The sequence below is a fragment of the Thermus sp. KWY1 genome (assembly GCF_057547025.1).
This window is the reverse complement of record NZ_BAAJPG010000005.1, coordinates 81,875-94,259: the sequence shown is the minus strand read 5'-3', so window position 1 is coordinate 94,259 and position 12,385 is coordinate 81,875. Positions and strand designations below refer to the sequence as shown.

At 64.5% G+C, this 12,385-nt stretch carries 11 protein-coding genes and 3 tRNA genes; 13 read left to right on the top strand and 1 reads right to left on the bottom strand.

The window, feature by feature from the left end:
- The first annotated feature begins 3 nt into the window (after window positions 1-3).
- The 6 genes from AC27GT_RS01610 to AC27GT_RS01585 all read left to right on the top strand — a co-directional run bounded on the left by AC27GT_RS01610 (window position 4) and on the right by AC27GT_RS01585 (window position 7,135).
- Window positions 4-1,071 carry a tetratricopeptide repeat protein gene (locus AC27GT_RS01610; RefSeq protein WP_015716904.1) on the top strand — a complete coding sequence of 356 codons (1,068 nt, stop codon included), beginning with the start codon at window positions 4-6 and terminating at the stop codon, window positions 1,069-1,071.
- A 129-nt stretch (window positions 1,072-1,200) separates the two neighbouring features.
- Entirely contained in the window at window positions 1,201-4,179 is a 2,979-nt protein-coding gene (gene fdnG, locus AC27GT_RS01605) for a formate dehydrogenase-N subunit alpha (protein ID WP_487223431.1), read from the top strand.
- 10 nt (window positions 4,180-4,189) lie between these two features.
- Window positions 4,190-4,966 carry a 4Fe-4S dicluster domain-containing protein gene (locus tag AC27GT_RS01600; RefSeq protein ID WP_487223430.1) on the top strand — a complete coding sequence of 259 codons (777 nt, stop codon included), beginning with the start codon at window positions 4,190-4,192 and terminating at the stop codon, window positions 4,964-4,966.
- A complete protein-coding gene (gene nrfD / locus AC27GT_RS01595; protein WP_015716907.1) occupies window positions 4,963-5,739 on the top strand; it encodes an NrfD/PsrC family molybdoenzyme membrane anchor subunit in 777 nt (258 codons plus the stop codon). Before AC27GT_RS01600 ends, nrfD begins: the two co-directional genes overlap by 4 nt.
- A 60-nt stretch (window positions 5,740-5,799) precedes the next feature.
- Window positions 5,800-6,411, top strand: a complete 612-nt coding sequence (locus AC27GT_RS01590; RefSeq protein WP_015716908.1) for a formate dehydrogenase accessory protein FdhE domain-containing protein — start codon at window positions 5,800-5,802, stop codon at window positions 6,409-6,411.
- Complete coding sequence (locus tag AC27GT_RS01585; RefSeq protein ID WP_015716909.1) at window positions 6,398-7,135, top strand: formate dehydrogenase accessory sulfurtransferase FdhD; 738 nt, start codon at window positions 6,398-6,400, stop codon at window positions 7,133-7,135. Before AC27GT_RS01590 ends, AC27GT_RS01585 begins: the two co-directional genes overlap by 14 nt.
- On the opposite strand, the gene tatA is transcribed toward AC27GT_RS01585, so the two are convergent.
- Window positions 7,125-7,289, bottom strand: coding sequence for a twin-arginine translocase TatA/TatE family subunit (gene tatA / locus AC27GT_RS01580; RefSeq protein ID WP_038030191.1), 165 nt, complete (start codon window positions 7,287-7,289; stop codon window positions 7,125-7,127). The genes AC27GT_RS01585 and tatA overlap by 11 nt on opposite strands.
- 72 nt (window positions 7,290-7,361) lie before the next feature.
- Between tatA and AC27GT_RS01575 the strand changes: the two genes are divergently transcribed.
- The 7 genes from AC27GT_RS01575 to AC27GT_RS01545 all read left to right on the top strand — a co-directional run bounded on the left by AC27GT_RS01575 (window position 7,362) and on the right by AC27GT_RS01545 (window position 12,274).
- Window positions 7,362-7,438: transfer RNA gene (locus AC27GT_RS01575), tRNA-Pro, on the top strand.
- 1 nt (window position 7,439) lies between these two features.
- Window positions 7,440-7,515, top strand: a tRNA-Gly gene (locus AC27GT_RS01570).
- A gap of 37 nt (window positions 7,516-7,552) precedes the next feature.
- Window positions 7,553-7,628 (top strand) — tRNA-Arg (locus tag AC27GT_RS01565).
- A gap of 154 nt (window positions 7,629-7,782) precedes the next feature.
- Window positions 7,783-9,252 carry an ABC transporter ATP-binding protein gene (locus AC27GT_RS01560; RefSeq protein ID WP_487223429.1) on the top strand — a complete coding sequence of 490 codons (1,470 nt, stop codon included), beginning with the start codon at window positions 7,783-7,785 and terminating at the stop codon, window positions 9,250-9,252.
- Complete coding sequence (locus AC27GT_RS01555) at window positions 9,249-10,298, top strand: ABC transporter permease (RefSeq protein WP_135255789.1); 1,050 nt, start codon at window positions 9,249-9,251, stop codon at window positions 10,296-10,298. Before AC27GT_RS01560 ends, AC27GT_RS01555 begins: the two co-directional genes overlap by 4 nt.
- The gene (locus tag AC27GT_RS01550) at window positions 10,298-11,131 is read left to right on the top strand and encodes an ABC transporter permease (protein WP_487223428.1); all 834 of its coding nucleotides are present in this window, start codon (window positions 10,298-10,300) and stop codon (window positions 11,129-11,131) included. The genes AC27GT_RS01555 and AC27GT_RS01550 overlap by 1 nt, the downstream gene beginning before the upstream one ends.
- 3 nt (window positions 11,132-11,134) lie before the next feature.
- The gene (locus tag AC27GT_RS01545) at window positions 11,135-12,274 is read left to right on the top strand and encodes a BMP family ABC transporter substrate-binding protein (RefSeq protein WP_487223427.1); all 1,140 of its coding nucleotides are present in this window, start codon (window positions 11,135-11,137) and stop codon (window positions 12,272-12,274) included.
- Window positions 12,275-12,385: the final 111 nt, after the last annotated feature.

Sequence of the window (12,385 nt, the reverse complement as noted above, 5' to 3'; positions counted from 1 at the left end):
AAGATGCGCTGGATCCTTTTGGCTTTGGGTTTACTGACTGTACCTAGTCTAGCCCAGACCCCCCCACCCCCGTCCAACCAGGTGGAGAAGCAGGATGCGTTCCGGCTTGGGGTGCAGCTTTACGCCCTGGGCCGGTACGAGGCGGCCTTGGAGCTCTTTGAGCGGGCCTTGAAGGAGAAGCCCCAGGACCCGGATGTCGTCTACTGGCTGGCCCGGGCCCAGCTCAAAGTGGGGCTGCTTAACCCCGCCTTGGAGAACGCCAAGGGGCTGGTGGCCAGGAACCCCCGGTACATCGGGGGGTACATGGTCCTCTCCGAGGCCTACGTGGCCCTCTTTCGCGCCTCGGAGGATCGGGAGAAAGGTAAGACCTACCTGGAGCAGGCCCTTACCGTGTTGCGCGATGCCGAGCGGGTGAACCCCCGTTACGCTCCCCTGTACGCCCAAAGGGGTTTGGTCTACGCCTTCCTGGGCCAGGCGGACAAGGCGGAGGAGGCCTTTAAGAAGGCCCTTAGCCTGCAGGATTCCGCAGAGGTGAGGGCGGCTTTGGCTGAGCTTTATCTGGCAGCAGGCCGCTTGGATGAGGCCCTGGAGCAGTACGGCAAAGCGGTCCAGCTTTCACCCCAGGATGGGAATCTAAGGGTTCGCTATGCCTCGGCCCTCCTGGTGAAGGGCCGGGCGGAGGAGGCGGCGAGGGTTTTGGAGGAAGGCCACCGCCTCAAGCCCTTGGACGCCGAGGGCTGGTACACCCTGGGCCAGGCCTATTTCGTCTTGGGCCGCCATAAGGAGGCAGGGGTGGCCCTGGAGAATGCGGTGGCCCTGGCTCCCTTGCGCTTCCCGGTGGCCTACTACTACCTGGGTCAGATCTACTTGGCCCTGGGGGATGCCCAGAAGGCCAAAAGCCGTCTTACGGTGGCGGTGCGCCTCGAGCCCAAGCGGGCCGAGTACCGATACCAGCTCTGCTTGGCCAACGAGAAGCTGGGGGACAAGGAAGGTGCCCGCTACCAGTGCCAGGAGGCTTTGAAGCTGAAACCCGGCTACAGGGAGGCGGAGGAGGTGCTTAAGCGCCTTTAGGGGGTATTGCCAACCTGGTAGTGAATGAAATCACTTAAAGGGCATCCCGGACGGGGTGCCCTTTAAGGACTTTTGCCCCTGGACAGCCTAACGGGGCGGGGGTATAAGGGGTGAGAAGGAGGTGAAGAAATGCTCACCCGCCGCAAGTTTATCGGCTTGGCGGGCGCGGTCACGGGAGGGGCCCTTTTCCTCGAACGGGGGATGGCCCAAGGTGCCCGGCCTGTGTTGCGCAAGCCCATCGGGGAAAAACCTCTTATCTGCCCCTACTGCGCCACGGGTTGCGGGATGATCGCAGCGGTGCAGGGGGGGAGGTTAGTAAACCTCGAGGGCGACCCCGACCACCCCATCAACCAAGGGGCCCTTTGCTCCAAAGGCCAGGCGGCCCGGGGGTTTGTGCAAAGCCCATACCGGGTCACCAAGGTCCTCTACCGTGCCCCGGGCTCGGACCGCTGGGAGGAGAAGGACTGGGAATGGGCCCTGGGCAGGATCGCCCGCTTGATCAAGGACACCCGGGACCGGGGCTGGGTGGAGGTGGACGACCAAGGCCAGGTGGTGCGGCGTACCGAGTCCATCGCCACTTTGGGCACCAGCGTGGGCTCCAACGAGGAGGCCTACGCCATGAGCAAGCTCTTCCGGGCCCTGGGCATCGTCTACATTGAGCACCAGGCCCGCATCTGCCATTCCTCCACGGTTCCCGCTTTGGGCACCAGCTTTGGCCGCGGGGCCATGACCAACCACCCCATTGACTTCAAGAATGCCGATGTGATCTTGGTGCAGGGTGGGAACCCAGCAGAACAGCACCCTCTCACCTTCCGCTGGATCCTCGAGGCCAAGGAGCGGGGGGCCAAGCTCATCGTGGTGGACCCCCGTTTCAACCGCACGGCCTCCAAGGCCGATATCTTCGCCCAGATCCGCCCGGGCACGGACATCGCCTTCATGGGCGGCATGATCCGCTATATCCTGGAAAACAAGCGCTACGACGAGTTCTATGTCAAGCACTACACCAACGCCTCCTTCCTGGTGAACCCCGAGTTCAAAACCGCCACCGAACTGGATGGGCTCTTCTCTGGGTACGATCCGGAGAAGCGCACCTACGACACCAGCACCTGGGCTTACCAGGTGGACGAGAACGGCCAGGTCAGGACCGACCCCACCCTGCAGGATCCCCACTGCGTCTTCCAGCTTTTGAGGAAGCAGTACGAGCGCTACACCCCCGAGGTGGTATCCAAGATCACCGGGATCCCCGTGGAGAAGCTCTTGGCCATTTACGACCTTTACTCCTCCACGGGCCGCCCGGACCGGGCCGGGACCATCACCTACGCCATGGGGGCCACCCAGCACACCTATGGTACCCAGCACATCCGCACCTACGCCATTGTGCAGCTTCTTCTGGGCAACATCGGCCTGCCCGGGGGTGGAGTGAATGCCCTCCGGGGCCACTCCAACGTGCAGGGCAGCACGGATTTCGCCCTTCTTTACCACGATCTCCCCGGATACCTGGGCCTGCCTACCGGGGACAAGCCCACCCTGGAGGAGTGGATTGCTTCCAGGGTACCCAAGGCCAACTACGCGCCTTCCGCCAACTGGTGGCAGAACTATCCCAAGTACTTCATCAGCCTGCTCAAGGCCTGGTGGCCCGAGGTGGATCCCAAGGAAGCCTACGGTTACCTGCCCAAGCTTTCGCCTCACAAGGGAGGGATTCCGGATAAGAGCGCCGATTATTCCCACTACGCCATTTTCCACGCCATGTTGGCCGGGCGGATCGAAGGGCTCATCGCCATTGGTCAGAACCCGGCCAACTCGGCGGCCAACGCCAACCTGGCCCGCAAGGCGCTGGACAGCTTGAAGTGGCTGGTGGTGGTGGACCCCATGGAAACCGAAACCGCTGCCCACTGGAAGCGGCCCGGGGTTAATCCCAAGGAGATCCAGACCGAGGTCTTCCTTCTGCCCTCGGCGGTGTGGGCGGAGAAGTCCGGGAGCATCACCAATACCGGCCGCTGGGCCCAGTGGTACGACAAGGCTCTGGATCCTCCGGGTGAAGCCAAGGAAGAACTCTGGATCCTCACCGAGCTGGTACAGCGCCTGAAGAAGCTCTATGCGGAGGAGGGTGGGCCCAACAAGGAAGCCATCCTGAACCTCTCCTGGTGGGAGCACTCCGAGCATATGGCGGAGGAGGTGGCCAAGGAGTACAACGGCTACGACCTCACCACCGGTAAGCTCATGGCCAAGTTCGCCGACCTCCGGGACGACGGCACCACCGCCTGCGGCAACTGGCTTTACTGTGGAGCCTTCACCGAGGAGGGGAATAAGATGGCCCGGCGCGATCCCAGGGATACCCATCCCCTGGGCCTGGGGCTCTTCCAGAACTGGGCCTACGCCTGGCCCGCCAACCGGCGAATCCTCTATAATCGGGCTTCCACCGACCTTAAGGGCCAGCCCAGAAACCCTGCCAAGTGGCTGGTGCGTTGGAATCCCAAGGAGGAGAAGTGGGAAGGGGATGTGCCCGACGGCGTAGCCCCGCCCGATAAAGCCCTTCCCTTCATCATGCTTCCCGAGGGGGTGGGGAGGCTCTTCGCTGCCCAGCTTAAGGACGGCCCCTTCCCCGAACACTATGAGCCTTGGGAAAGCGCCTTGGCTAACCTGATCTCCGGCCAGGACAAGAACCCGGTGTGCAAGGTCTGGGTGGGCGACCTGGACGTCTACGGCACCCCCGAGGAGTACCCCATCGTGGCCACCACCTACCGCCTCACCGAGCACTGGCACACGGGGATGATGAGCCGCAACGTCCCCTGGCTTTTGGAGATCCAGCCTGACCCCTTTGTGGAGATGGACGTGGAGCTGGCCAAGAACCTGGGGGTCAAGAACGGGGAGTGGGTGCGCATCAAAAGCGCCCGCGGCGAGATGAAGGCGGTGGCCCTGGTCACCCCCAGGGTCCAGCCGGTGAAGGTGGGGGACAAGACCCTGCACCAGGTGGGCATCGTGATCCACTGGGGTTACCAGGGCGGGAACCCCGGCGACTCCGCCAACCAGCTCACGCCCCAGGCCCTGGACCCCAACAGCTTTATCCAGGAGACCAAAGCCTTCCTGGTGAGGATCGAGAAGATCTAGGAGGTGGGGGATGCCTAATCCGAAGGACTATGCCATTTTGTTTGACGCCAGCCGCTGTATCGGCTGCAAGGCCTGCCAGGTGGCCTGCAAGCAGTGGAATGACCTCGAGGCGGAAAAAACGGAGAACCGGGGAAGCTACGCCAACCCCCCCAGGCTTACGGCCCATACCTGGATCTCCATGCGCTACTACGAGGGCTTGAGGCCGGATGGCGACCCCTATTTTGACTTCATCCGCGGGTCTTGCATGCACTGCACCCACGCCCCTTGCGTGGCGAGCTGCCCCACCGGGGCCATGGCCCACCGGGAAGGTGGGGTGGTCACGGTGGACGAGGAGACCTGCATCGGCTGTCGCTCCTGCGTTCAGGCCTGCCCCTATGAGGCGGTCCACTTTGACGAGGCTCGAGGGGTGGTCCACAAGTGCACCATGTGCTACGACCGCATCTCCAATGGCGACCAGCCGGCCTGCGTCAAGGCCTGCCCCACCGATGCTCTGACCTTTGGGACGTACCAGGAGATCCGGGCTATGGCGGAAGAAAGGGTGCGGGTGCTCAAGGAGCGGGGTTATGCCAGGGCCAATGTTTACGGGCTAGCGGAGCTTGGAGGCACCCACGTCCTCTATGTGCTCACCGAGCACCCGAGCCAGTACGACTTACCTAAGGCGGTCCGGGAGGCGGAGAAGCGGGCGGCTACGGGCTGGCTTTCTGCTGGCATCGCCGCTGCGGCCCTGGGGGCGGGGCTTAAGTTTATCGTGGAGCGGCGCGAAGCCCTCAAAGGAGGCGGTCAATGATCACCATAAACCTTCCTAACCCTATGGGCGAGGAGCACTGGGGTCTTTGGATTGCCCTTTACTTCTTCCTAGCGGGAACCACAGGGGGGGCTTACCTGCTCAGCGTCCTCTTCTACGGAAAGGACCAGGGCTTGGTGCGTCGTAGCGCCCTGTGGGCGTTCCTGGGGGTGGCGGTGGGCGCTGGCTTGCTGGTCATAGATCTAGGCCAACCTTTGCGGTTTCTCAACCTTCTTTTGAACGGCTTTCACCCGGCCTCGGTCATGTGGCTGGGCAGTTGGTTCTTGGTCTTGGCTGGGGCTGGGCTTTTGTGGGTCTACCTTAAGCCCACCTCTAGGGGAGTGCAGCAGGGAGTGGCGGTGCTGGTGGCCTTGGTGGTGGGGTACACTGCGGTGCTCCTGATGCAAACCGCCAAGCCCTTCTGGAACGCCTCCCCCCTGCTCCCCTGGCTCTTCTTAGCCTCGGCCGCCACGGCGGGAGGGGCGCTCTTGCAGCTTTGGTATCCCCATGAAAAGCTGAGCCGTTTGGTCATTGCCTCCGCCCTCGTGGAAGGGGCAGTCTTGGCCTTGCACCTCATCTGGACGTATCCGGCTGCGACTCCTGGCGTTTTGGCCCTCCTGGTAGGTCCTCTGGCTTGGGCCTTTTGGGGGTTTGTGGTAGTAGGGTGGGGTCTGCCCCTCTTCTTGGAGCGGAGGAACGTGGCCCTGGCGGCCCTTCTCACCCTGGTAGGGGCTTTCCTGCTCCGCTACTTCGTGGTGATGGCAGGCCAAGTGTAACCTTAAAGCCCCCGCCCCTTTAGGGGCGGGGGTATCCTTTACCCTGTAGGAGGTAAGCCCGTGGAAACCCTGGAGGCGGTGCACCGTAGGTTGAGCCAGCTTGCGAGGCGCCGCGAACCCTGGCCGGAAGCTTTAAAAGAAGCTCTGTTGGATGTGCAGCAGGCGGTGGAGCAGGTGGCCCCGGGTCTACTTTCCGGCGTGCGGCTTCCTACCCAAGACGAACTCTTGCAGGATGCGGAGCGCTTGCGAAGGGGTGAGGTTCCGGAGGATCCAGCTTATGCTTTTTGGCTTCACCAAGCCTTGCGGCTTATCTCCTGGCCGGAAGAGGGGGATGGTGGCCTCCCGGGAAAGGATTGGGCGGAGCGTTGCCCTGCGTGTGGAGGTTTTCCAGATGTGGGATACCTCGATGCGGAAGGGCGTCGCTTTCACGTCTGCGCCTTTTGCGATACGAGCTTCCGGGCCTTGCGCTTAGCCTGCCCTTACTGCGGAGAGGCTCGAGCGGACCACCTGGTGTACTATGAGGAGGGTCCTTACCGGGTTTATGTGTGCCGTTCCTGCGGGGAGCGCTTTGTGGTTCAGGACCTGAGGCTGAAAGCGGAGCTGGATCTACCTGTCCTTAGGGCCCGGGCTGCTTGGTACGCCCTGGCGGAGGAAGAGGATGTGGAGGTTTGAAGGGGGCCGCTTTCAGGAGGAGGCCTATTCCTTGCCGGAAGAGGAGCGATTCCTCCTCTTGGTGAACGGCAAGCCCTGGGCTTCCTTCAGCTATACCCCTGGGGATGAGGTCTACCTCGCCCTAGGCCATCTCTTCCTGAGCGGGGTGCTTTCGGGCCTCGAGGGGGTGCGGTGGCTGGTGGGCGAAGGGGTGGTGGCCGTGGACCTACCCGGGGATCCCGAGAAGGGGGTGGGGGTGCGGGATAGCGGTTGCGCTGCGGGGCTACGCTACGGTGAACCCAGGCTTTCCCCCTTGCCGAAGGTACCCCTGGATCCCGAACTGCCCCTGGAGCTCATGGCCCAGCTGCGCCAGCATGCGGTGCGCTACGCCCGGACCCGAGGCATACATGGAGCGGCCCTCTTTGACCTTTCCGGACGGCTTCTCTACCTCAACGAGGATATCGGCCGCCACAACGCCGTGGACCGCCTGGCAGGGTACATGCTCCTGGAGGGCGTGAGGCCTCCCGTGCTCTTGGCAGTAACCGGCAGGGTAAGCCAGGAGATGGCGGGTAAGGCCATTGGCATGGGAGCGGTGCTCCTGGCAAGCCGCACGGGGGCAACTGCCCCTGCGGTGAGCCTAGCCCAGCGCTACGGCCTAGCCCTGGCGGCCTACGTGCGTCCAACAGGCTACCGCCTCTACGCCCCAGGCGGTATGCCGGTGCCCGAGGGAGTCCTCAGGCCTTAGGCTCTTCCTTCTTCTCCTCGCCTTCCTGGAGGCCCTTTTTGAACTCCTTGGCCGACTGGCCAATGCCCCGGGCCAGCTCGGGAAGCTTCTTGGCGCCGAAGAGGAGGAGGATGACGAGAAGGATGAGGAGGATTTCCACCGGACCTAAGCGCATGGGGCCATTGTAGCACGCCTTGACCCTCTTGAGGTCAAGTGTTATCGTGGCCTCTGGGGTGGCCTTAGGCCCCGGGGCGTAGCGCAGGCCGGTAGCGCACCTGCTTTGGGAGCAGGGGGTCGCCCGTTCAAATCGGGCCGCCCCGACCACGCGGGAGTAGCTCAGTTGGTAGAGCATCGGCCTTCCAAGCCGAGGGTCGCGGGTTCGAGTCCCGTCTCCCGCTCCAGATGGCCGGGGTGAAGTTTCACCCCGGCTTCGCTTATGGGCCCGTAGCTCAGGGGACAGAGCAGCCGCCTTCTAAGCGGTAGGTCGGGGGTTCGAATCCCTCCGGGCCCGCCAGTTCCAGGACGCAATGCTTTACCCCCCGGTAGCATGGCCGGGGGGTCTTTGGTACGGTTGGGGTACTGCTTTTGCCGGCGGTTCCCCTTGCCGAGGGGGCCGGGAAGGGGTCTCAGGCGTGGTATCCTCAAGGCCGGCCCTTGTGGCCCGGTCCATGCTGAAACTGGAGAACATCACCAAGCGCTTTGGTTCCGTGGTGGCCAACCGCCGGATCACCCTCGAGGTGGCCCGGGGGGAGGTCCTGGCCCTTCTGGGGGAAAACGGGGCGGGGAAGACCACCTTGGTGAGCATCCTCTACGGCCTTTATGCCCCGGATGAGGGGAGGATTTTGCTGGAGGGCAAAGAGGTGCGGATCCCCTCCCCCAAGGCCGCCCAGCGGCTGGGCATCGCCTTGGTGCCCCAGCATCCTGAGCTCATTGAGGCCCACACCGTGGCCGAGAACCTGGCTTTGGGCCTGGACCTGCCCCTGGCTTTTTCCCGCCGGGCGCTGGTGCGGCGGCTTGAGGCGCTTTTGGAGGGGCATCCTTTGGGCGTGGACCTCGAGGCGCCCGTGGCCCGTCTTTCCGCAGGGGAGAAGCAAAGGGTGGAGCTCCTTCGCGCCCTCCTTAACCGCCCCCGGGTGCTCGTCCTGGACGAGCCCACCAGCGTCCTTACCCCCAAGGAGGTGGAGGGGCTCTTCCAGGAGATCCGGCGCCTCAAGGCCTTGGGCCTGGCGGTGATCTTCATCAGCCACAAGCTGGAGGAGGTCCTGGCCATCGCCGAACGGATTGCGGTGCTTAGGGCCGGGGAGAAGGTGGGGGAGGTTTGGCGCCAGGAGGCGGACAAGGACCTCCTGGTGCGCCTCATGGTGGGCCGGAGCCTGGCCCCGCCCCCCAAGGTGCCCCCGCCCCGGGAGGAAGTGGTCCTCGAGGTGGAGGACCTTCTGGTGCCCCGGCACGGTTTCCCCGTCCAGGGGGTTTCCTTCGCCTTGCGGGCAGGGGAGGTGCTGGGGATTGCGGGGGTGGCGGGAAGCGGGCAGGCGGAGCTCGTGCAGGCCCTGGCGGGTCTCAGGCCCCACCAGGGCCGGGTGCGGTTCCTTGGCAAGCCCTGGCCCCGGGACCCCATGGGCCTCTTCCGCCAAGGGGTGGCCCATATTCCCGAGGAGCGGAGCATGGGGGTGGTGGGGGGCATGAGCGTGGCCGAAAACCTGGCCCTTAGAACCTACCCTCGCTTTGTTCGCAGGGGCTTGCTGGATTACCGGGCCATGGAAATGGAGGCGGAGGGCTTGATCCAGCGCTACGGCATCCGCACCCCCTCCCCCCGCACCCCGGTGCGGTTCCTCTCGGGAGGAAACGTGCAGAAGGTGATCCTGGCCCGGGAGCTCCAGGGGGGGCCTCGCCTTCTCTTGGCCATGCACCCCACCTACGGGCTGGATGTGGGGGCCACCGAGGAGGTTCACGGGCGTATCCTGGAGCTTGTGCAAGGCGGTGCGGCCGTGCTTTTGGTCAGCGAGGACCTGGACGAGATCCTGGCCCTCTCCCATAGGGTGGCGGCCCTGTACCACGGGCGCTTCGTGGGGCCCGTTCCCCGGGAGGAGGCGGACCGGGAGCGGCTGGGGCGGATGATGACGGAGGGGCGGGTATGAGGTGGGAGCTGGATCCTAGCCCAAGCCCCTGGAAGGTGTTCTTGGCCTATAGCCTGGTCGTGGCCCTGGCCTTGTTGCTTTTAGGCCTTCTTTTCCTCCTCTATGGGGTATCCCCGCTAAAGGCCTACGGGCTTCTTCTCTCCCCTCTGGGGGATTCCTTGGGCCTGGCCGAGGTAGGGCGGCGCACCATCCCCCTCCTCCTTATCGGGGCAGGCTTGGCCCTGGCCTTTAGGGTAGGGTTTTTCAACATCGGGGCGGAGGGGCAGCTTCTCATGGGGGCGGTGGGAGGAGGCTACGTGGCCCTTTTCCTGCCTCCCGGACCCTGGACCCTGCCCCTCATGTTCCTTTTGGGGGGCGGTCTGGGGGCGGTTTGGAGTGGGCTTGCCGCCTGGCTTCGGGTGCGCTTTGGGGCCAACGAGATCCTAACCACCCTCATGCAGAACTACCTGGTCTACTACCTGGTGGTCTACCTGGTGGCGGGACCCTGGAAGGGGCAGATGGTCTTTGGCTTCCTCTACACGGACCGGTTTCCCCCGGAGGCCCAGCTTCCCCGCCTGGGGGATACCCTGGTGCACTGGCCCACCCTGCTTCTTGGGATTGCGGCGGCCTTGGGGCTTCAGCTCCTGCTCTTCCGCACCCCCTTGGGCTTTGAATGGCGCATCCTGGGGGAAAACCCGGAGGCTGCCCGGTACCTGGGCCTTAAGGGGGGCAGGCTGATCCTCTTGGCGGCGCTTCTTTCCGGTTTCCTTGCGGGCCTGGCGGGGGTGGGGGAGGTGGCGGGCATCCACCTGAGGCTTTTGGAGCCCGCCCAGATCTCCCTGGGGTACGGCTTCACCGCCATCCTGGTGGCCTGGCTGGCCCGGGGAAGGCCCCTTTGGGCGCTCTTTACCGCCCCCCTTCTCGGCCTCATCCTGGCCGGGGGGGATGCCTTGAAGCTTGCCCTTTCCATGCCCTTTCGGGTGGTGGACGTGGTGGCGGGGCTTTTGCTCCTCAGCCTCATCGGAGCCGAGGCCTTGAGCCAACGTCGCTTGGTCTGGAGGCGCTGATGGAAGAGGCTCTGGTGCGCGCGGTACTTTTCGGGACGCCCATACTCTTGGCCTCCCTGGGGGCCCTTCTTTCCGAGCGGGGAGGGGTGGTGAACCTGGGGGTGGAGGGCATGATGGCGCTTTCTGCCCTGGCCGCCTTTGCCGCGGCCCTCGAGGCCGGGCCGGTTTGGGGGGTTCTTTGCGGGGTTGGGGTGGGTTCCTTGCTGGGCCTTTTCCTGGGCGTCTTCGCCGTGTTTCTCCGGGCCAACCAGTTCGTGGCGGGGCTTGCCCTGGCCGCCTTGGGCCTTGGGGCCTCGGGGCTGTTGGGGAAGCGGTACGAGGGAACCCCCTTGCCCGACCCCCTGCCGGAAGGGGTGTTGGCCGGGCTGGCTTTGACCCTGGCCCTGGGCCTCCACCTCCTCCTTTCCCGCACCCGCTATGGCCTTTACCTGAGGAGCGTGGGGGAGAACCCCAAGGCGGCGGACCTCTTCGGGGTGAGCGTGGATGGGGTGCGGTACCTGGCCTTGGCCCTGGGGGGCGGGATGATCGGCCTGGCTGGGGCCTACCTTTCCCTGGCCTACCGCCCCTCCTGGACGGACGGCATGACCTCGGGGCTGGGCTGGGTGGCCATCGCCCTGGTGATCCTGGCGGGCTGGCAGCCTTTAAGGGCCGTGCTGGGGGCTTACTTTTTTGGCCTCCTGTTCTTCCTGCAGTTCCGTTTGCAGGGCAGTGTACCTATACCGTCGGAGGCCTTTGCCGCCATGCCCTACCTTTTGGTTATCCTGGTCCTGGCCCTCTCGGGCCGCGCCCGGGCCCCCAAGGCCCTGGGCCAGCCCTTTGACCGGGGGAGGTGAAGGATGAGGAGGATTCTGGGTTTGCTGCTATTGGCGTTGGGGTTGGCGTGGGCCCAAGGGGATAAGCTCAAGGCCTGCTTTATCTACGTGGGGCCCATCGGGGATGCGGGCTGGACCTACGCCCACGATCAAGGGCGGAAGAAGGCGGAGGCCGCCCTTCCCTGGCTGGAAACCCGGTATGTGGAAAGCGTGCCCGAGGCCCAGGCCCTTCCGGTCATCGACCGGTTTGTGAAGGAGGGGTGCCAGGTGATCTTCGCCACCAGCTTCGGGTACATGGAGGCGGTCCTCGAGGGGGCAAAGAAGTATCCGAACGTCATCTTTGCCCACGCCACCGGGATCAAGCGGGCTCCCAACGTGGCCACCTACATGGCGGACTTCTACCAGGTCTACTACCTGAACGGCCTGGCCGCCGGGGCCCTTTCCAAGACGGGCAAGGTGGGGTACGTGGCCGCCTTCCCCATCCCTGAGGTGAAGCGCCACATCAACGCCTTCACCCTGGGGGTTAGGGCGGTGAACCCCAAGGCCCAGGTGCTGGTGCGCTGGATCAACGCCTGGTACGACCCGGCCAAGGCCCGGGAGGCCACGGAGGCCCTTCTGGCCCAGGGGGCGGACGTCTTCGCCTTCACCGAGGACACCCCCACGGTGATCCAGACGGCGGCCAAGAAGGGGGCCTACTCCTTCGGCCACTACACCCCCATGCTGAAGTTCGCTCCCGACCACGTGGTCTCCGGCCAGATCGTCCACTGGGAGGTGATCTACATTGACTTCCTCAAGAAGGTGAAGGAGGGGGTCTACACCGCCAAGAACCTGGAGAATGTGGATTACTTCTGGCTCCTCCAGCACAAGGCGGTGGAGATGGGGGCGGACTACGGGGTGCCCATAAACCCCAAGCACGTGCCCCTGTTGCAGAAGGCGGAGATGACGGTGGGCGGGAAGAAGGTGAGCGTCTACGACCGCATCATGAGCCTGCTTAAGGACATGCAGAGCCCCAAGCCCACCTTTGACCCCTTCACGGGTCCCATCCAGGACCGGAAGGGAGTGGTGCGGATCCCGGCGGGGAAAAAGGCCACCCTCCAGGAGCTCCTCACCATGGAGTGGGCGGCGCCGGGGGTGGTGGGGGACTGGCCCGGGGAACCCAAATAGAACCCGAAGGTTTGGGGCCAGGGAGGTCCTTCCTGGCCCATTTTCCATCTCCTGGCCTTTGACCGAACCGCTTCGCTGGGTATTGCGCCCTGTAGCCCTTCCAGTATGGTC

What these genes read in the sequence shown, in the direction of transcription:
- AC27GT_RS01610 (WP_015716904.1), top strand. Translation starts at nt 4, where the DNA reads ATGCGCTGGATCCTTTTGGCTTTGGGTTTACTGACTGTACCTAGTCTA.
- fdnG (WP_487223431.1), top strand. Translation starts at nt 1,201, where the DNA reads ATGCTCACCCGCCGCAAGTTTATCGGCTTGGCGGGCGCGGTCACGGGA.
- AC27GT_RS01600 (WP_487223430.1), top strand. Translation starts at nt 4,190, where the DNA reads ATGCCTAATCCGAAGGACTATGCCATTTTGTTTGACGCCAGCCGCTGT.
- nrfD (WP_015716907.1), top strand. Translation starts at nt 4,963, where the DNA reads ATGATCACCATAAACCTTCCTAACCCTATGGGCGAGGAGCACTGGGGT.
- AC27GT_RS01585 (WP_015716909.1), top strand. Translation starts at nt 6,398, where the DNA reads ATGTGGAGGTTTGAAGGGGGCCGCTTTCAGGAGGAGGCCTATTCCTTG.
- tatA (WP_038030191.1), bottom strand. Translation starts at nt 7,289, where the DNA reads ATGCGCTTAGGTCCGGTGGAAATCCTCCTCATCCTTCTCGTCATCCTC.
- AC27GT_RS01560 (WP_487223429.1), top strand. Translation starts at nt 7,783, where the DNA reads ATGCTGAAACTGGAGAACATCACCAAGCGCTTTGGTTCCGTGGTGGCC.
- AC27GT_RS01555 (WP_135255789.1), top strand. Translation starts at nt 9,249, where the DNA reads ATGAGGTGGGAGCTGGATCCTAGCCCAAGCCCCTGGAAGGTGTTCTTG.
- AC27GT_RS01550 (WP_487223428.1), top strand. Translation starts at nt 10,298, where the DNA reads ATGGAAGAGGCTCTGGTGCGCGCGGTACTTTTCGGGACGCCCATACTC.
- AC27GT_RS01545 (WP_487223427.1), top strand. Translation starts at nt 11,135, where the DNA reads ATGAGGAGGATTCTGGGTTTGCTGCTATTGGCGTTGGGGTTGGCGTGG.